Raw genomic sequence first — 16127 nt, 5'->3', positions numbered from 1 at the left:
CACCGAGAATCTAGCGGGTCACCCGCTCCTGCGGCCTTGGTACGCGCCGAGGGGACGCCAGCGCCGCCTTTCAGCCCCTGAAAGACGGCATCAGCGACCCCTCGCGGGTGCCTGAGCCCGGTCTCAGCCCTTCATCAGCCGGGCGATGGCCTGGGAGGCCTCCTGCATCTTGGCGTCGGCCTCCTCGCCGCCTGCCTGAGCGGCGTCGAGGACGCAGTGGCGCATGTGATCGTCGAGCAGGCCCAGGCCCACATTGCGCAGGGCCGAATTCAGCGCGGAGATCTGAGTGAGGATGTCGATGCAGTACTTCTCCTCGTCGATCATGCGGTGGATGCCGCGGGCCTGACCCTCGATCCGCTTGAGGCGGGCCAGGTAGCGCTGCTTGTCCGACATGTAGCCGTGGTGGGCATGGCCGTCCTGATCGAGCTCGCTGTCCGGGGCCATGTCCGCGGTGGCTTCTGCCGTCTGCTCCACGAGGGCCTCGTCGGCGGCGTCCTGATCGGTGCTCATGGTGCTGGTCTCCTGGTCGTTCGGGATGCTCATGCGGCGGCGGGCTCGCGCTCGTCGGCCGTCGCGGCGGCAGGTGCGGCCCCGGAGCGGCTGCGGAACCCGCGCAGCCGCAGGCTGTTGGCCACCACGGACACGGAAGAGAATGCCATGGCCGCGCCGGCGAGCATGGGGTTCAGCAGTCCGAAGGCGGCCAGCGGGATCGCGGCCATGTTGTAGGCGAAGGCCCAGAACAGGTTGGACTTGATCACGCCCAGGGTCTTGCGCGACAGGCGCACCGCATCCGAGGCCGCGCGCAGATCCCCGCGCACCAGTGTGATGTCGGCGGCCTGGATGGCGGCATCCGTGCCGGTGCCCATGGCCATGCCCAGATCGGCCTGGGCGAGGGCGGCGGAGTCGTTGACGCCGTCGCCGACCATGGCGACCACGCGGCCCTCGTCCTGCAGCTGCTGGATGGTCGTGACCTTGTCCTGCGGCAGGACGCCGGCGATGACCTTCTCGATCCCGACCTCCGCGGCCACCGTCTCGGCCACGGCCTGGTTGTCGCCGGTCAGCAGCACGGGCGTCAGACCCAGGTCGCGGAACTGGCGGATGGCCTCGGCGCTGGTCTCCTTGACCGCATCGGCGACCGTCAGGACGCCGCCCACGGCACCGTCCCAGGCCACGACGACGGCGGTCTCACCATCGGCCTCCGCCTGCTCCTTGGCGCGGGCGAGGTCCTCGGGCATCTGCAGGGACCACTCCTCGAGCATGGTCTCGCGGCCGATGACCGCCAGGCGTCCGTCGACGACGCCCTGCACACCGCGGCCCTCGAGGTTCTGGAAGCTCTCCACGGCTGGCAGCTCGCCGACGCGCTCGCGGGCGCCGCGGGTGATGGCACGCGCGATGGGGTGCTCCGAGGAGTCCTCCAGGGCGCCGGCGATGCGCAGCACCTCGGCCTCGGAAATGCCGTCGGCGACATATGCGCTCTTCAGCGTCATGCGGCCGGTGGTCACGGTGCCCGTCTTGTCCAGCACCACGGTGTCGACCTTGCGGGTGGACTCCAGGACCTCGGGGCCCTTGATGAGGATGCCCAGCTGCGCGCCGCGGCCGGTGCCGACCAGCAGCGCGGTGGGAGTCGCCAGTCCCAGGGCGCAGGGGCAGGCGATGATCAGCACGGCCACCGAGGCGGTGAAGGCGGCGGTGATCGGGAAGCCCGCGCCCAGCCACACGCCCAGGGTCGCCACGGCGATCGCGATGACGATCGGGACGAAGACGCCGGAGATCCGATCGGCCAGGCGCTGCACCTCGGCCTTGCCGGACTGCGCGTCCTCGACCAGCTGGGCCATCTGCGCCAGCTGCGTGTCGGAGCCGACGCGAGTGGCGCGCACGACCAGGCGCCCGCCTGTGTTGACGGTCGCGCCGGTGACGTCGTCGCCCTCGGAGACCTCGACCGGGACGGACTCGCCGGTCAGCATGGAGGCGTCCACGGCGGAGGAGCCGGAGACCACGGTGCCGTCGGTGGCGATCTTCTCGCCGGGGCGCACGACGAACTCGTCGCCCTCGGCGAGATCATCGATCGAGATGAGGGTCTCGGCGCCGTCGCGCAGGACGGCGACCTCCTTGGAGCCCAGCTCCATGAGCGAGCGCAGCGCAGCACCGGCCTGGCGCTTGGAGCGCTTCTCGAAGTAGCGCCCGCCCAGGATGAAGAAGATGACGCCTGCGGCGACCTCCAGGTAGATCGAGCTGGCGCCGTCCGTGGGCTCGACCGACAGCTCGAAGGCGTGCGTCATTCCCGGCATCCCGGCGGTGCCGAAGAACAGGGCGTAGAGCGACCACAGGAACGCGGCGATCGTGCCCATGGAGATCAGCGTGTCCATGGTGGCCGAGCCGTGGCGCAGGTTGGTCCAGGCGGCCTTGTGGAAGGGCCAGCCGGCCCACACGATCACGGGGGCGGCCAGGGTGAGCGAGAGCCACTGCCAGTAGGTGAACTGCAGTGCAGGGATCATCGCCAGAATGATGACCGGAACGCCCAGCACACCCGCCCCGATGAGGCGATGGCGCAGCGACGTCAGCTCGGGGTCCTCGCTCTCGTCGTCGTCCTTCTGGGTGTCCGCACCCTTGGGCTTGGGCAGCTCGGCCGTGTAGCCCGCCTGCTCGACCGTGCTGATCAGCTGCTGGCTGTCATAGCCCTCCGGCACGGAGACGCGCGCCTTCTCGGTCGCGTAGTTGACCGAGGCGCTCACGCCGTCGAGCTTGTTCAGCTTGCGCTCGATGCGGTTGGCGCACGACGCGCAGGTCATCCCGCCGAGCAGCAGCTCGACGTCGGGACCCGGAGACTGCGGCTGGGCGCTGGAGTCCGTGGGCGCGGAGGTGGTCATGGGTGCTTCTTCCTGGAAGTCGGTGCTCTCCCCGGCCCGGTGCGGTGGACCGGGGGTCAGTGATCGGAATCGGCGGGGTTCTCGAACTCGTCCGGGGTCTGCGAGTGCGAGGACTCCTCGGCCTGCTGGGTCCAGGAATCCACGGTGCTCTGAGGCACGACGGCGCCGCCGATGAAGAAGGCGGCGACGAAGACCGCCGCCAGCGCCGCGAGGGAGGACCCGAGGCGGGCGGCGGCGCTCACGCTGCGCGCTCGGCCGAGTAGCCGGCCTCCTCGACGGCGGCCTTCACGGCGGCGTCGTCGACGGGCTGGTCGCTCTCGACGACGAGGCGGCCGGTCTCGTGGCTGACCTGGCTCACGGAGGCTCCGGGGATCTCCTCGACCTCTTCGCGCACGGACATCTCGCAGTGGCCGCAGGTCATGCCGGTGACGTTGAACTCGGTGGTCGCCATGGTGCGCTCCTTCGCTCGTGGTGATACCCCTATGGGGTAGATGCTGACTCCAGATATACCCCCTTGGGGTATGAGGGTCAAGGGGGTGGTCCTCAGGCGAACGCGCTCGGATCTGCGTCCTCGGCGCGCTGAAGGCGTCGGAGCGGTTCGGTGGTTTCCCGAAGATCGACGAGAGTGGACACCAGCATGTCGGGCCGACAGGAAGAGGGCAGTGATGGCGAGGATGTGGGGGATCCACAACGACGCTCTGGGGGCCGAGCTGATCGCGGGAGGATTCGTCTCGATCGGCTGGGAGGCGATCGGCGATTTGCGAGTCGTCGGCATGGATCGGGAGAGCATCCGAGAGGCGGTGCTGCGCGCGAATCCGGATGCCAAGGCCGGGGCGATCCCGGTCTGGGTGGGGGTGCTCTATCGCTTCGCGGCAGAGATCCAGCGCGGTGACATCGTGGTGGCGCCATACAAGCCCGATTCCACACTGAACTTCGGTGTGGTGGAGGGTGACTACGAGTTCCATCCGGAGGCCGAGCGCCATCCGCACCGACGGAAGGTGCGCTGGCTCAAGACCGGGGTCGCGCGCGGGCTCTTCCCGCAGAGCGCTCTCTACGAGATCGGGTCCGCGATCACGCTGTTCCGGGTCAGCAGGCATGCCGGGGTCTTCCAGGAGTTCCTCGACTCGGCGTCGGATGAGACCTTCGAGGCCCGGGTCAGCAAGACGACTGGCAGCAATTCCGCCGCGGAAGCTGTTCGCATCGCCGAAGATGAGCCGAATGCCGACCGCATCGACCAGCACACGCGCGACTTCATCATCCGGACACTGCGGGATGAGCTCAGCCATGAGGAGTTCGAGCACTTCGTGGCCGATCTGCTGCGCACTATGGGATACCAGGCGCGAGTCACTGCCTTCAGCACGGACGGCGGCGTCGACGTCCTGGCGCACAAGGATCCGCTGGGGCTGGAGCCCCCGCTCATCAAGGTGCAGTGCAAGCACTCGACGGCCACGAGGGGAAGGCCGGACGTCCAGCAGCTGATCGGCACGCTGTCCGCGAGCGAGGTGGGCCTGTTCGTGACCCTGGGCTCCTACAGCCGCGATGCGATCGATCTGGAGAGGGAGCGGCAGAACCTGAGGCTGTTCGGAGGTGCCGACATCACGCGTCTGACGCTGGAGCACTACATGGAGCTGCCGCCCCGCTGGCGGTCGCGGATGCCGCTGCGCTCCCTGCTTGTGGTGGATGCGGCGCCCGAGTCGCAGTGAGCGACACGCTCACCCCACCAGCGCCGCGAACCTCCGCAGATCCACGTTCCCGCCGCTGAGGATCACGCCCGCCCGCAACCCGCCGACGTCGTGCTCCTGAACCCAGGCGCGCAGTCCCGCCAGCCCCAGGCAGCCGGTCGGCTCCGCCACGGTCTTCATCCGCTCCGCGAGGAAGCGCATCTCGGCCACCAGGGCGTCGTCGGGCACGGTGATGATCGAGTCCACGCGCTCGCGGATGATCTCGAAGGTCGTCTCGCCCACCCGAGTGGTCTGGGCGCCGTCGGCCAGGGTCTCGGGGACATCGATCGTCACGGGGCGCCCCAGCGCCAGCGACCGCTGGACGTCGTCGCCGGCGGCAGGCTCCACGCCGATCACGCGGCACTCCGGTGCCAGCAGGCCGGCCGCCAGCAGCGAGCCTGACAGCAGACCGCCGCCGCCCAGCGGCACGAAGAGCAGATCGAGCGGCCCGGTCTCCTGGAGCAGCTCGAGGGCGGCCGTGCCCTGCCCGGCGATGATGTCCGGGTGGTCGAACGGCGGGATGACGTGCGCCCCGCGCTCCTCGGCCAGACTGGCCGCCAGCGCCGCGCGATCCTCGGTGCGGCGGTCGTAGGCCACCACCTCGGCGCCGTAGCCGCGCGTGGCCGCCGCCTTCATCGCCGGGGCATCGGACGGCATCACGATCGTGGCCGCACGCCCCTGCAGCGCAGCGGCCAGGGCCACCGCCTGGGCATGGTTGCCCGAGGAGAAGGCGACGACGGCGTCGTCGTGCGGCAGCCGAGACAGCGCGGTGAACGCCCCGCGGAACTTGAAGGCCCCCGCTCGCTGCAGGTTCTCGGCCTTGAGGTGCGCGGAGCACCCGAGCTGCTCGTCGAGCGTGTTCGAACTCAGCACCGGGGTGCGGTGCGCGACGCCCTCGAGGATGCGGGCGGCGGCCAGGACGTCGTCGGAGGTGGGGCTCATGGCCCCAGTATCCGTCTCAGCGCAGCGGATCGAACGGCGTGATCGCCGGATGGATCGCGCCGGTGGTGATCTGATCGGCCAGCAGACGCCCGGTGATCGGCCCCAGGACCATGCCCCACATGCCGTGCCCGCCGGCCACGTAGACATTGGGGACCTGCGAGGCGCCGATCAGCGGGAGGCCGTCCGGGGTGACGGGGCGCGAGCCGACCCACTCGTCCTGGCGCGCGTCGAGGTCCACCCCGGTCATCAGCTTCCGCGCCTCGTTGACGATCGCGGTGATGCGCCCCGGGTCGAAGGGCTCGTCGGCGTGCTTGAACTCCATGGTGCCGGCGATGCGGAACCGCCTCTGATAGGGGGTGCAGGCCATGCGCGCGTGCGGCAGGTACACGGGGTGCTCGGCGGGCTGGTCGGTGGCCACGGAGAACGAGTACCCGCGCCCGGCCTGGACCTTGACCTTCACGCCCAGCGGCGCTGCCAGCCGGGGCAGCCAGGCGCCGGTGGCGATCACGACGGTGTCTGCGGTGAGGTGCTCGCCCGTGGACAGCGTCACCGACGGTGCCCGCGTGGAGTTCACGTCGGTGACCTCGACACCCGTGCGCAGGGTGCCGCCGCGCTGGACGAAGGCCTGCCCCAGCGCCTCCATGAACGGGCCGGGTTCGAAGTAGCGCTGGCCCTCCAGCCGGTAGGCCACCTTCACGTTCTCGGAGAGCATCGGCGCGAGCTCGCGGGGGTTCTCGAGCGGCTCGAACGGCACGTCCTGGCCGTGGCGGACCGCTCCGGCCACCTCGCCCAGGAACCCCTGGGACTGCCTCTCGTTCTCGAACCCGACGACGAACGGGCTCTTGCGCGTCCAGGACTCGATGCCGCCGTCGGTCAGCTCGTCGAAGCCCTCCAGCGCGAGCTTGTCGATCGGCGTCAGCGCGGCCATGGTGCGATCCCACGACTTGGTGGTCGCGTGCGCCATGAACCGGGCGAAGAAGCTCCACAGCGTGGGGTCCACGCGGGCGGGGACATGCAGGGCGGCGTCGGGGTCCAGCAGCGCCTTGGGCCCGTAGCCCCACAGGCTCGGGTGCGACAGCGGGATGGTCTTGCCCGGGGAGAGCCAGCCGGCATTGCCCCACGACGACCCCGCGGCCACGCCCTCCTTGTCGATCACGGTGACCTCGAGACCGCGCTCCTGGAGGTGCCAGGCGGTGGCCAGACCGACCATTCCTGCTCCGATGACGATGGCGTGGCTCATGCCTCTCCTCCTGGGGGACCGTGCGGTGCGGATGGCCGCGGGCGCTGCTGATGATGTGATCCGGAACACTAGAAGGACTCTGCCGATTCCTCCATGGTCCATGGAGGAATCCGTGCGCATTCAGCGATAATCGACGGAATCCGCTGACCGACCCTCAGGAGAGCCCATGGTCACCGCAGAATCCGCCTCGCCTCGTGCCCTGGATGAGCTGGATCAGGCCCTGCTGCGCGAGCTGCGCGGCAACGGGCGAATGGCGATCAGCGAGCTGGCCCGTCGAGTGGGGGCGGCGGAGTCGACCTGTCACAAGCGGGTGGGTGCGCTGGTCGAGTCCGGGGTGATCACCGGCTTCCGCGCCGAGGTGGATCCTGCTGCGCTCGGGCTGTCGATCGAGGTGCTCATCAGCATCCGCGTCCACCCGCACGCCCGTCGCTCCCTGACGCGATTCCAGGCCTACCTGACGGATCTGCCCGAGTCGCGGCAGGTCTACTTCCTCGCCGGGGACCGCGACTTCCTGGTCCACGCGGCGGTGCGCGACACCGAGGCCCTGCGCGCCCTGGTCTCCGACCGGATCAGCATGCGCGAGGAGGTCGCGTCCACCAACACGAGCCTGATCTTCGACCACTCGCCGCGATGAGATCTGCGCACTGGCTGCTGCCCATCGACCCCGCCGCCCACGCCGAGCATCTGCCCGGCGACTGGCGCACCCGCGCAGATGCCACGGCCGTCTGGGACGCGATCGGGCGCTCGCAGCCGATCCGCCGCTGGTGCCTGCGCACGGGCTTCCGGATCATGCGGCCCGGGGATCTGGTCTGGGCCTACCTCTCCCGGCGGCAGGAGCTGTGCGCCGTGGGGACGGTGGCCGAGATCGTCCAGGAGGACGGTGCGTGGTTCGTGCACATCGACTGGGATGGGCCGCGCACCGCGCAGCTGTGCCGGGATCCTCTGCCGCGCGGCGCCTTCGGCCAGGTCCCCATGTCCACCTGCCGGGCGGGGGGGGGCCGGCGACGGAAGTGCTCGCGGCGTGCCACGGGGCGCTGGCGGCCCGGGGGATGTGATGCGCAGCACGAGGCCGTAGGCTCGCCGCAGGCCTGCGGAGGAGGCCTCATGAGCAAGCGGATCGCCATCATCGGAGCAGGGATCGGCGGCCTGACCCTGGGCATCGAGCTGCAGCACCGGGGGTTGGACGTCCAGCTCTACGAGCAGACCTCGGTGCTGCGGGAGGTCGGGGCGGCGGTGTCGCTGTCGGCCAACGCCACGCGCTTCTACGACCAGCGCTTCGGCCTGGCCGAGCCCCTGGGGGCCGTCTCCGCGGAGGTGGATGGGCTGATCTTCCGGGACGGCCGCACCGGCGAGCGGATCGCACGGCTGTCGTCGCACGATGAGTACCGCAGCCGCTTCGGCGCCTCGTTCCTGGGCATCCACCGCGCGGACCTGCAGGCCATCCTGTTCGGCGCCCTGGACCCGGAGTCCCTGCACCTGTCCAAGCACGTGACGCAGATCGACGACTCGGGCAACGCAGCCGTCCTGCACTGCGCCGACGGGGACGCACCCGTCGTCGAGATGGTCACCGCGGTGCCCGTGACCGAGCGGTGGGCGCTGTTCTTCCGACCGCCGCTCACGCACTGGTCCGACGGCCGGATCACTCTGCTCGGCGACGCCGCCCACGCGACCGTCCCGCACCACGGGCAGGGCGCGAACCAGTCCATAGAGGACGCGATCGTGCTCTCGGACCTGCTGGCCGGCTCCGACGACTGGGATGCCGCTCGCCTCGAATACGAACGACGACGGCGCTTCCGGACCCGTCGCGTCGTGGACGCCTCTGTCGCGGTGGGCGAGGGCGACATCGACGTCCAGGTGGAGCAGGTCTTCACGAAAATGCGCGCGGTGGTGGAGGAAGCAGGCGGGTCCATGGACGACATCGTGTCCACGACCACCTACCTCACGGACGTCACCCAGGCCCCGTCGATCAGCGCGGCCCGCGCCCGGCATTTCACCGGCGACGTCCTGCCCACGCATACCGTGATCGGGGTGGCCGCCCTGGCCCGCCCGCAGTTCCTGGTGGAGATCTCGGCGACCGCGCACCTGGGCTGAGCCCACGCCCGTGAGCGGGGCGCCGATAGGCTCGACGGATCGCACACGGAAGGGGAGGGCGAGCATGGCCCAGCACTCGCAGACCGCACCCGGCGGAGGATCGACCGGCGGATCGAGCAAGGAGCAGCGCAGCAGCCGACGCGCCGTGACGGTGTTCCCGCTGCTGATCCTGGCCGGAGCCGCCGTCGCCCTGCTGTTCCCGCAGGCCTTCGCCGGCTGGGGCGCGGGGGTGACGCCGGCGCTGATGATCATCATGTTCGGCATGGGGCTGACGCTGTCCCTGCCGGACTTCGCGCTCGTGCTGAAGCGGCCGCTGCCCGTGATCGCCGGAGTCATCCTGCAGTTCACGATCATGCCGCTGCTTGCTCTGGGCATCGCGACCGCCCTCGATCTGCCGCCGCAGCTGGCTGCGGGCATGATCCTGGTGGGCTCGGTGCCGGGCGGGACGTCGTCGAACGTCGTGACCTACCTGGCCAAGGGCGACGTGGCGCTGTCGGTGACCATGACGTCGCTGTCCACGCTGCTCTCGCCGCTGCTGACACCGCTGATCACCCTGGCGCTGGCCGGTCAGTTCCTGGAGGTGCCCACCGGGAGCCTGGCCCTGTCGCTCGTGCAGATCGTGCTGGTCCCGATCATCCTGGGGCTGATCATCCACTCTCTGCTGCCCGGATTCGTGCGGCGGATCGAGCCGATCCTGCCGTGGGTCTCGGTACTGGGCATCACCTACGTGGTGATCGCCGTGGTCTCCGGCTCCGGCGAGGTGCTGGCCGCTGCCGGCCTGGGGCTGCTCGTCGGCGTCATCCTGCACAACCTGCTGGGCTACGGCCTGGGGTATGCGGTCGCAGCGCTCGTGCGCTTCCCGGTGGCCTCCCGCCGCGCCGTCTCCGTGGAGGTCGGCATGCAGAACTCGGGGCTGGCCTCAGGCCTGGCCGCGCAGTACTTCACGCCCGAGGCGGCCCTGCCCGGGGCCATCTTCTCGGTGTGGCACAACATCTCCGGCGGGATCCTGGCCTCGATCTGGGGCCGTCGTCGTCCGGACGATCACGCTGAGCCCACGCACCGCTGAGGCAGTCGCGTCACCCGTCGTCGTCACGACTGGCCAAATCGCCACCGCCCCTCCCTCGAGTGGCTGATTGCTCACCGTTTCAGCGACGAAACGGTGAGCAATCAGCCACTCGATGAGGTTGAGGTGTCGTTTCGGCCAGTCGCAGAGACCCTCAGATCCGACGCAGCGTCAGGACCTGCTCGGCGGTGCCGACGGGTCCGCGGGCGTCGTGCAGCGTGGAGCTGGTGAGGCCCACGCCGTCCGGGCCCCAGATGACCTCGGTGTCCAGGCCGGTCCAGGTGCCCTCCGGGACCCGGTGCAGGTGGACGGTCAGGTCCACGTTGGGGAAGGTCCACCGGTCCGTCTGCTGGCGGACGGCGATCCCGTTGGCGGCGTCGATGCTGGAGAAGAACCGGGCGACGTCGCCGGCGGTCTCCCCGGCCACGATCTCCGACGGGCTGTGGAGCCAGACGGTCGCGCGCCCCGGGCGCTGCTGCACGACTCTGGCCTGGATCTGGGCGATGTAGCCGCCCGGCCACCCGTTGCTCATCTCCCAGGGCTCGACCTCCTCCGGAGAGGGCATCGGCTCGGCCTGGCCGCCGACGACATCGGCGGTGTCCGCGTGCGAGAGGTACCAGGCCCGGGCGATGACGACGGCGCGTCCGGCGATGGTCACGGTGGCCTGCAGCAGCTCGATGGTCCGCCCGGGTCGCAGGACTTCGACGTCGACGGTCAGCTCGGACATGGGCAGACGCCCCAGGATGTCGTAGCTGATCCGGCCGAGCTGCAGCTGCGAGTCGCCCTGGTCGGAGCGGACGCGCTCGAGCTCGTGCACCACGAGGCCGGCGATGGAGGCGAAATGGTGATCCTCCTCCGACCAGGCGCCCGAGGCGTGCTCGGTGGGCTCGAACGTGGTGGGGCCGGTGCGATGGAAGAAGGCCTGCTCGGCGGTCATGGGTCTCCTGGGTCGGCGAGGGAGCGGGGGAGTCGTCAGGGGGAGTGAGGGATCAGGGTACGAAGACGCACAGAGGGTGACCGGCCGGGTCTGCCACGATCAGCAGCCGCTCCTCCGAATCATCCAGGGAGTCCTGCAGCATGACGGCACCGAGCTCGAGCAGGCGAGGCTTCAGGGCCCGCAGCTCGTCGACGGTCTCGAGAGTCAGATCGAGGTGGATCTGCTGCGGCACGTCGGGACTCGGCCAGGTCGAAGGCGGGAGCGCCTCCACCCGCTGGAAGGAGAGCCTGACGCCGCCGGGTCCGAGCAGCGTGCGCCACTCGCCGGAGTCCTTCTCGGTCCCGGGCGCGTAGTCCCAGCCCAGCAGCGAACGGTAGAAGTCAGCCAGCGAGGCCACGTTCTGGGTGTCCAGGACCGTGGTGTGCAGGGCGGGGCGGGGTGCGGTGTCCATGAGGCCAGTCTGCGTCGATGTCGCGCACGTCACAACATGGACGCGTGTGGCGAGCGGGTGTTCGCGTCGAGGAGAAGGCCTCCCGCAGATGCCCTGCCGCAGAGCATCATGGACAGATGACCGATCTGCAGAATCCCACCAGCACGTTAATCCTGAACAACGGCGTCGAGATGCCCGTGATCGGGCTCGGCGTCTACCAGTCCGAGCCGGAGGAGACGGCCCAGGCCGTCGAGGCCGCGCTGCGCGCTGGATACCGCCTGATCGACACCGCCGCGGCCTACGGCAACGAGCGCGAGGTCGGGCAGGGCCTGCGCGATTCCGGCGTCCCGCGTGACGAGGTCTTCCTGGAGACCAAGGTCTGGATCAACGACTACGGCTATGAGGAGACGCTGCACGCCTTCGACAAGGCCGCCGGCAAGCTCGGTGTGGAGCAGCTCGACCTGCTGATCCTGCACCAGGCCCTCGAAGGCGAGTTCGAGCGCACGATCCAGACGTACATGGCCCTCGAGCAGCTGCTCGCAGACGGCAAGGTCCGTGCGATCGGTGTCAGCAACTTCGAGGTCCGCCACCTGGAGGAGCTCATGCAGCGCACCACCGCGGTGCCTGCTGTGAACCAGATCGAGTACCACCCGTACTTCGCCCAGACCGAGGTGGAGGAGTTCTGCCGCGAGCACGGAATCCTGGTCCAGTCCTGGTCCCCGATCGGCGGCATCACCAGCTACCGCGGCTCCGAGGGCCAGGAGACCACCACGTTCGACGACCCGACGATCGCCCAGATCGCCCAGGCGCACCAGGCCACCCCGGCGCAGGTCATGCTGCGCTGGCAGCTGCAGCGAGGCCGTCAGGTGATCCCCAAGTCGGTGAATCCCGAGCGCATCCGCGAGAACCTGGACGTCTTCGGCTTCGAGCTGACCGAGGACGAGCTGGGGCAGCTCGATGCCCTGAACACCGGCAAGCGCGGCGGACCGGAGCCGCACCAGGTCACGCTCGAGGACTTCGGAAAGGAGATCCCGGAGGCCTGAGCCGCCGGTCGGGCCACCATGGCGCACCTCGAGCGGATCGGCTCCACCCTGGTCAAGGGACTGGGGTGGAGTCAGCATGAGCGGATCGGGGTGGCGGTCGGCGGGCTGGACCGGGACCGTCGCTGGACGCCGGTCTGGGCCGATGACCTGACCTGCCTGCGGGCCCCGCAGTTCCCGGCAATGGTCCGACTGGTGGTCAAGCCGGGGGATCTTCCCGGGGATGACCAGCACGTGGTCCATCAGGAGGCACGGATCCGCTACTACGACCGCCGGATCCCTGCGCGCGTGCACGACGGACCTCTCGCGCGGCGCCTCTCGGCCGAGGCCGGGCGGCAGGTCCTGCTGGCCCGCACCCTTTTCTCGGACGCGATCGTCTGGGGTGCGCCTGTGAGCGTGCTGCTGCGCTCCGAGCTGGCGGGGCTGCCGTCGGACACGGACCGCTACCGCCCCAATCTGGTGATCGACGACCGCGACGCCCCGCTGGCGCTCGCGGCCGGATCGCGCCTTGAGGTCGGTGCGGTGACTCTGGAGGTCGTGGGGGAGCTGGAGCGCTGCGTGATCATCGACCATGACCCCGTCACCGGGCAGAAGGACCATTCCCTGCTGCGGCGCATCCGTCCCGGGGCGCTGCTGGCCTACGGCTGCATGGTCGTGACGGAGGGCGAGCTGGCAGTGGGGGACCCCGTCAGGGCCATGCTCGCGGCCTGAACCGGGCAGGACGCGGCGAAAGACGACGAAGGAGCACACCGTAGAGCGCAAGGAGCTGCTGGAGCGGATGAGCCGCGGGGAGACCATCCGCGGCGGATCGGACCTGCATGCGGCCATGCACGAGATCAGCCAAGAGGCGCTGCGCATCACCGCCGCGCTCAACTCCGGCTATCAGGACCCTGGTGAGGTCCGACGGCTGCTGGGGGCGCTCTGACCGGGCAGGAGATCGACGCCTCCGTGACCGTCTTTCCGCCGCTGCGCTCGGACTTCGGCAAGGCCCTGCGCATCGGGCGCGACGTCTTCATCAACTCCGGCTGCGCGTTCCAGGATCAGGGCGGGATCACCCTCGGCGATCGCTGCCTGATCGGGCACAACGCGGTGATCACCACGCTGAATCACGACACGGATCCGACCAAGCGCGGCGACATTCACCCCGCTCCGGTGGTCCTGGGCGGCGACGTCTGGCTCGGCGCCAACGTCACGATCCTGCCCGGCGTCACCATCGGCGTTGGGGCGGTGGTGGGCGCCTCCTCGACCGTGACCAAGGACGTGCCCGCGGGCGCCGTGGTGGTCGGCACGCCCGCGAAGCAGATCAGCTCGGTGCCCGGGTACGACAATTGAGCGAGGTCAGCCGCGCAACCGGCCCGCAAGACCCTCGGCAGGACCCCAGCGGAAGGCCTTGCCGACCTTTCGCTTGACCAGGAGATCCTGGTCGGTGAGCTGATTCAGGTCCGTGCGCGCGGTCTCGTCCGAGACGCGGAAGCGCTCGGCGTACTGCTTGACCGTCACCAGGTGGGCAGGATCATCGGCAGCCGCCTCGAGGAACTGTGCCTGTCTGGAACTGAGCTCTGCGGACGGGCTGACTGTCTGCCGCATCGTTTCGAGCTCGTCGGTCTTGCGCTGCAGATAGGCCGTCATCTCATCTAGGGCACGTTGGATGACCCCCAGCTGGTAGTGCAGGAAGTGGGTCAGGTCGCCGTCGTCGTCTTCGGTCAGCAAGTAGGAGAACGCGTACTGGCTGGGCGCTCCCTTCAGGATCTTGGAAATGGTCAGGTGCTCCACGAGCCAGTACCCGCTGCGCAGCATGGACCAGTAGAAGAGAGCTCGGGCGGTGCGCCCGTTGCCATCGGCGAAGTAGTGGTCGTAGCCAACCATGAAGTGGATCGTGACCGCTCTGACCACCGGTGACAGGTAGGCGGCATGCTGGCCGTTGGCGAAATCGCATAGCGCCTGCAGCCGCTCGGGGAGCTCTTCCGCCGCAGGTGGGCGGTGGAGGACCTGGTCGTCGTGGCCGAACACCTGGACGCGGTCCCCTCCTGGCTGTTCGAGACGGCCGGCATCTGCGGGATCGTCCAGGACACCTTCGGTCACCACGCGATGGATCTCGAGCACCAGCTCAGGTGTGAGCTCCTCGCCGCGCAGGGAGCGCACGAACTCCATGGCCTCGAAGTTGTTGAGGATCATCCGCTCGCTGTGGTCGCGCGGTTCGCGCTGGGTCTCGAGCATCTCCTTGGCCACGCGCCGCGATGTGGAGGCACCCTCCAGCTGACTCGAGGTGATCGACTCCTCCACGAGCGAGTGGAAGATGTAGCTGTCCCTGCTGCCGAGGTCCAGGGCCGCCTGCGACAGCTGAATCTGGCCCCCAGCGCGACGTGCAATGTCCTCGCAGGCCTCGAGGATCCGATCGGTCAGCACGTAGGTGAATGCTGAGCCGTCCTTCTGCCGCAGGGGCAGTTCGCGGGCCCGCTGTCGGCGCGCGATCCGGAGTGCGAGCCACCAGGTCCTGTGGTCCAGCCCTTCCGGCGGAGTCGAGCGCATGAGCTTGTCCCAGGCCATATAGGCACTGTCATCCATCGGCCGGGCCAGCAGTGCTGCGAGACGGTCCGGCTGCTCGGTGATCACGGCATCCCAGAGCTCGAACGTGTCGGGGGCCGGGACGGGCGTCTTCATGGGACTCCTTCAGGTGTGATGCGCTCAGCACACCACGTCTCCCAGTTTTCTCCAAGTCCAAATTGGGACTTGGAGAAAACTGGGAGTTGGAGGACCCGCTCAGACCTCCAGCAGCACCTTGATGGCCTCGCGCTGGTCCATGAGGCGGTAGGCCTCCGCGGCCTCCTCGAGCGGCAGGCGCTGGTCGAAGACCTTGCCGGGCTCGATCTTCCGATCCAGGATCAGCTGGATCAGCTCCGGGAGGTAGCGGCGCACCGGGGCGGGGCCGCCGTGCAGGTGGACCGTGCTGCCGAAGAGGAGGTCGCCGGGCAGCTCCACGCCGTGGGAGACGCCGACGAAGCCCACGTGACCGCCGGGGCGGGTGGACTTGATGGCCTGGAGCATGGCCTCCTGGGTGCCCACGGCCTCGATGACGCTGTGCGCGCCGAGGCCGCCGGTGAGCTCCTTGATCTTGGCCACGCCGTCGTCTCCGCGCTCGGTGACGATATCCGTGGCGCCGAACTCGCGGGCAAGCTTCTGCCGGGACTCGTGGCGGGACATGGCGATGATGCGCTCTGCGCCCATCTGCTGGGCGGCCAGGATGCCCATGAGGCCCACGGCGCCGTCGCCGACCACGGCCACGGTCTTGCCCGGGCCGGCGGCTGCGGCGTCGGCGGCGAACCAGCCGGTGCCCAGCACGTCCGAGGCTGCGAGCAGCGACGGGATGAGGTCCTCGTCCGGGTGCTCCGGGGTGGCCACGAGCGTGCCGTCTGCCTGGGGGATGCGAGCGAGCTGCGCCTGCGTGCCGATCCCGCCCATGGGCGTGGTGTCCACGCAGCGCGACTGGTAGCCGGCCTGGCAGATCTCGCAGGTTCCGTCCGAGGTCATGAACGACCCCACCACGAAGTCCCCGGGCTTCACCGTGGTGACGCTGTCGCCGACCTGCTCCACGACGCCCACGTACTCGTGGCCCATGGGCTGATCTTCCACGTCCTGGGCCCCGCGGTAGGGCCACAGGTCCGAGCCGCAGACGCAGGCGGCCGTGACCTTGATGATCGCGTCCGTGGGCTCGACGATCTGGGGGTCGTCGCGATCCTGGACCCGGACCTCGCCGGGGCTGTGCATGATGACGCCGCGCATGGGTGCCTCCTGATGA

General features: G+C 69.6%; 18 protein-coding genes. 8 read left to right on the top strand and 10 right to left on the bottom strand.

Features of this window, described 5'->3' with window-relative positions; genetic code table 11:
- Nucleotides 1-123 precede the first annotated feature (123 nt).
- The 4 genes from RF645_RS05920 to RF645_RS05905 all read right to left on the bottom strand — a co-directional run bounded on the left by RF645_RS05920 (nt 124) and on the right by RF645_RS05905 (nt 3318).
- Nucleotides 124-444, bottom strand: coding sequence for a metal-sensitive transcriptional regulator (locus tag RF645_RS05920; protein ID WP_053448350.1), 321 nt, complete (start codon nt 442-444; stop codon nt 124-126).
- 95 nt (nt 445-539) lie between these two features.
- Nucleotides 540-2867 carry a heavy metal translocating P-type ATPase gene (locus RF645_RS05915; RefSeq protein WP_368818746.1) on the bottom strand — a complete coding sequence of 776 codons (2328 nt, stop codon included), beginning with the start codon at nt 2865-2867 and terminating at the stop codon, nt 540-542.
- Between the two features lie 56 nt (nt 2868-2923).
- On the bottom strand, nt 2924-3109 hold the full coding sequence (locus RF645_RS05910) for a hypothetical protein (RefSeq protein WP_368818745.1): 186 nt from the start codon (nt 3107-3109) through the stop codon (nt 2924-2926).
- Nucleotides 3106-3318, bottom strand: coding sequence for a heavy-metal-associated domain-containing protein (locus RF645_RS05905; RefSeq protein WP_006214316.1), 213 nt, complete (start codon nt 3316-3318; stop codon nt 3106-3108). The genes RF645_RS05910 and RF645_RS05905 overlap by 4 nt, the downstream gene beginning before the upstream one ends.
- Nucleotides 3319-3532: 214 nt before the next feature.
- On the opposite strand from RF645_RS05905, the gene RF645_RS05900 reads away from it, so the two are divergent.
- A complete protein-coding gene (locus tag RF645_RS05900; RefSeq protein WP_368818744.1) occupies nt 3533-4570 on the top strand; it encodes a restriction endonuclease in 1038 nt (345 codons plus the stop codon).
- A gap of 9 nt (nt 4571-4579) precedes the next feature.
- Here the strand turns inward: RF645_RS05900 and RF645_RS05895 are convergent, their stop codons facing one another.
- Together RF645_RS05895 and RF645_RS05890 are read right to left on the bottom strand one after the other, a co-directional pair.
- Entirely contained in the window at nt 4580-5530 is a 951-nt protein-coding gene (locus tag RF645_RS05895; protein WP_368818743.1) for a pyridoxal-phosphate dependent enzyme, read from the bottom strand.
- Between the two features lie 16 nt (nt 5531-5546).
- A complete protein-coding gene (locus RF645_RS05890; protein WP_368818742.1) occupies nt 5547-6770 on the bottom strand; it encodes an NAD(P)/FAD-dependent oxidoreductase in 1224 nt (407 codons plus the stop codon).
- A 166-nt stretch (nt 6771-6936) separates the two neighbouring features.
- On the opposite strand from RF645_RS05890, the gene RF645_RS05885 reads away from it, so the two are divergent.
- The 3 genes from RF645_RS05885 (at nt 6937) to RF645_RS05875 (ending at nt 9927) form a co-directional block, all read left to right on the top strand.
- Nucleotides 6937-7404 (top strand): Lrp/AsnC family transcriptional regulator, encoded by a 468-nt coding sequence (locus RF645_RS05885; RefSeq protein WP_006214312.1) that lies wholly within the window; start codon nt 6937-6939, stop codon nt 7402-7404.
- On the top strand, nt 7401-8861 hold the full coding sequence (locus tag RF645_RS05880; RefSeq protein ID WP_368818741.1) for a Rid family hydrolase: 1461 nt from the start codon (nt 7401-7403) through the stop codon (nt 8859-8861). The genes RF645_RS05885 and RF645_RS05880 overlap by 4 nt, the downstream gene beginning before the upstream one ends.
- A 64-nt stretch (nt 8862-8925) precedes the next feature.
- A complete protein-coding gene (locus RF645_RS05875; protein ID WP_368818740.1) occupies nt 8926-9927 on the top strand; it encodes a bile acid:sodium symporter family protein in 1002 nt (333 codons plus the stop codon).
- 151 nt (nt 9928-10078) lie between these two features.
- On the opposite strand, the gene RF645_RS05870 is transcribed toward RF645_RS05875, so the two are convergent.
- Together RF645_RS05870 and RF645_RS05865 are read right to left on the bottom strand one after the other, a co-directional pair.
- Nucleotides 10079-10861, bottom strand: coding sequence for a thioesterase family protein (locus tag RF645_RS05870; protein WP_368818739.1), 783 nt, complete (start codon nt 10859-10861; stop codon nt 10079-10081).
- Nucleotides 10862-10913: 52 nt separating this feature from the next.
- Nucleotides 10914-11312: a VOC family protein gene (locus tag RF645_RS05865; protein WP_024289537.1), complete on the bottom strand. Its 399-nt coding sequence runs from the start codon at nt 11310-11312 to the stop codon at nt 10914-10916.
- Between the two features lie 116 nt (nt 11313-11428).
- Here RF645_RS05865 and RF645_RS05860 point away from each other — a divergent pair, with 116 nt between their 5' ends.
- From RF645_RS05860 to RF645_RS05845, 4 genes are all read left to right on the top strand, one after another.
- Nucleotides 11429-12334 carry an aldo/keto reductase gene (locus RF645_RS05860; protein ID WP_368818738.1) on the top strand — a complete coding sequence of 302 codons (906 nt, stop codon included), beginning with the start codon at nt 11429-11431 and terminating at the stop codon, nt 12332-12334.
- An 18-nt stretch (nt 12335-12352) separates the two neighbouring features.
- On the top strand, nt 12353-13042 hold the full coding sequence (locus RF645_RS05855; RefSeq protein WP_271403882.1) for an MOSC domain-containing protein: 690 nt from the start codon (nt 12353-12355) through the stop codon (nt 13040-13042).
- Nucleotides 13043-13109: 67 nt separating this feature from the next.
- Nucleotides 13110-13256 (top strand): hypothetical protein, encoded by a 147-nt coding sequence (locus tag RF645_RS05850; RefSeq protein ID WP_368818737.1) that lies wholly within the window; start codon nt 13110-13112, stop codon nt 13254-13256.
- A gap of 23 nt (nt 13257-13279) precedes the next feature.
- On the top strand, nt 13280-13663 hold the full coding sequence (locus RF645_RS05845) for a DapH/DapD/GlmU-related protein (RefSeq protein WP_368818736.1): 384 nt from the start codon (nt 13280-13282) through the stop codon (nt 13661-13663).
- A gap of 6 nt (nt 13664-13669) precedes the next feature.
- Here RF645_RS05845 and RF645_RS05840 read toward each other — a convergent pair whose 3' ends face one another.
- Complete coding sequence (locus RF645_RS05840) at nt 13670-14992, bottom strand: Fic family protein (protein ID WP_368818735.1); 1323 nt, start codon at nt 14990-14992, stop codon at nt 13670-13672.
- Nucleotides 14993-15091: 99 nt separating this feature from the next.
- Nucleotides 15092-16111, bottom strand: coding sequence for a zinc-dependent alcohol dehydrogenase family protein (locus RF645_RS05835; RefSeq protein ID WP_206390528.1), 1020 nt, complete (start codon nt 16109-16111; stop codon nt 15092-15094).
- Nucleotides 16112-16127 lie beyond the last annotated feature (16 nt).

Source organism: Kocuria sp. CPCC 205260, assembly GCF_040981045.1.
Taxonomy (GTDB): Bacteria; Actinomycetota; Actinomycetes; order Actinomycetales; family Micrococcaceae; genus Kocuria; species Kocuria palustris.
This window is presented reverse-complemented; position numbering and strand designations above follow the sequence as displayed.

Bases quoted from the DNA above. Each gene is read 5' to 3' on its own strand.
- RF645_RS05920 (WP_053448350.1), bottom strand. From the start codon at position 444: ATGGCCCCGGACAGCGAGCTCGATCAGGACGGCCATGCCCACCACGGC.
- RF645_RS05915 (WP_368818746.1), bottom strand. From the start codon at position 2,867: ATGACCACCTCCGCGCCCACGGACTCCAGCGCCCAGCCGCAGTCTCCG.
- RF645_RS05905 (WP_006214316.1), bottom strand. From the start codon at position 3,318: ATGGCGACCACCGAGTTCAACGTCACCGGCATGACCTGCGGCCACTGC.
- RF645_RS05900 (WP_368818744.1), top strand. From the start codon at position 3,533: ATGGCGAGGATGTGGGGGATCCACAACGACGCTCTGGGGGCCGAGCTG.
- RF645_RS05895 (WP_368818743.1), bottom strand. From the start codon at position 5,530: ATGAGCCCCACCTCCGACGACGTCCTGGCCGCCGCCCGCATCCTCGAG.
- RF645_RS05890 (WP_368818742.1), bottom strand. From the start codon at position 6,770: ATGAGCCACGCCATCGTCATCGGAGCAGGAATGGTCGGTCTGGCCACC.
- RF645_RS05885 (WP_006214312.1), top strand. From the start codon at position 6,937: ATGGTCACCGCAGAATCCGCCTCGCCTCGTGCCCTGGATGAGCTGGAT.
- RF645_RS05880 (WP_368818741.1), top strand. From the start codon at position 7,401: ATGAGATCTGCGCACTGGCTGCTGCCCATCGACCCCGCCGCCCACGCC.
- RF645_RS05875 (WP_368818740.1), top strand. From the start codon at position 8,926: ATGGCCCAGCACTCGCAGACCGCACCCGGCGGAGGATCGACCGGCGGA.
- RF645_RS05870 (WP_368818739.1), bottom strand. From the start codon at position 10,861: ATGACCGCCGAGCAGGCCTTCTTCCATCGCACCGGCCCCACCACGTTC.
- RF645_RS05865 (WP_024289537.1), bottom strand. From the start codon at position 11,312: ATGGACACCGCACCCCGCCCCGCCCTGCACACCACGGTCCTGGACACC.
- RF645_RS05860 (WP_368818738.1), top strand. From the start codon at position 11,429: ATGACCGATCTGCAGAATCCCACCAGCACGTTAATCCTGAACAACGGC.
- RF645_RS05855 (WP_271403882.1), top strand. From the start codon at position 12,353: ATGGCGCACCTCGAGCGGATCGGCTCCACCCTGGTCAAGGGACTGGGG.
- RF645_RS05850 (WP_368818737.1), top strand. From the start codon at position 13,110: ATGAGCCGCGGGGAGACCATCCGCGGCGGATCGGACCTGCATGCGGCC.
- RF645_RS05840 (WP_368818735.1), bottom strand. From the start codon at position 14,992: ATGAAGACGCCCGTCCCGGCCCCCGACACGTTCGAGCTCTGGGATGCC.
- RF645_RS05835 (WP_206390528.1), bottom strand. From the start codon at position 16,111: ATGCGCGGCGTCATCATGCACAGCCCCGGCGAGGTCCGGGTCCAGGAT.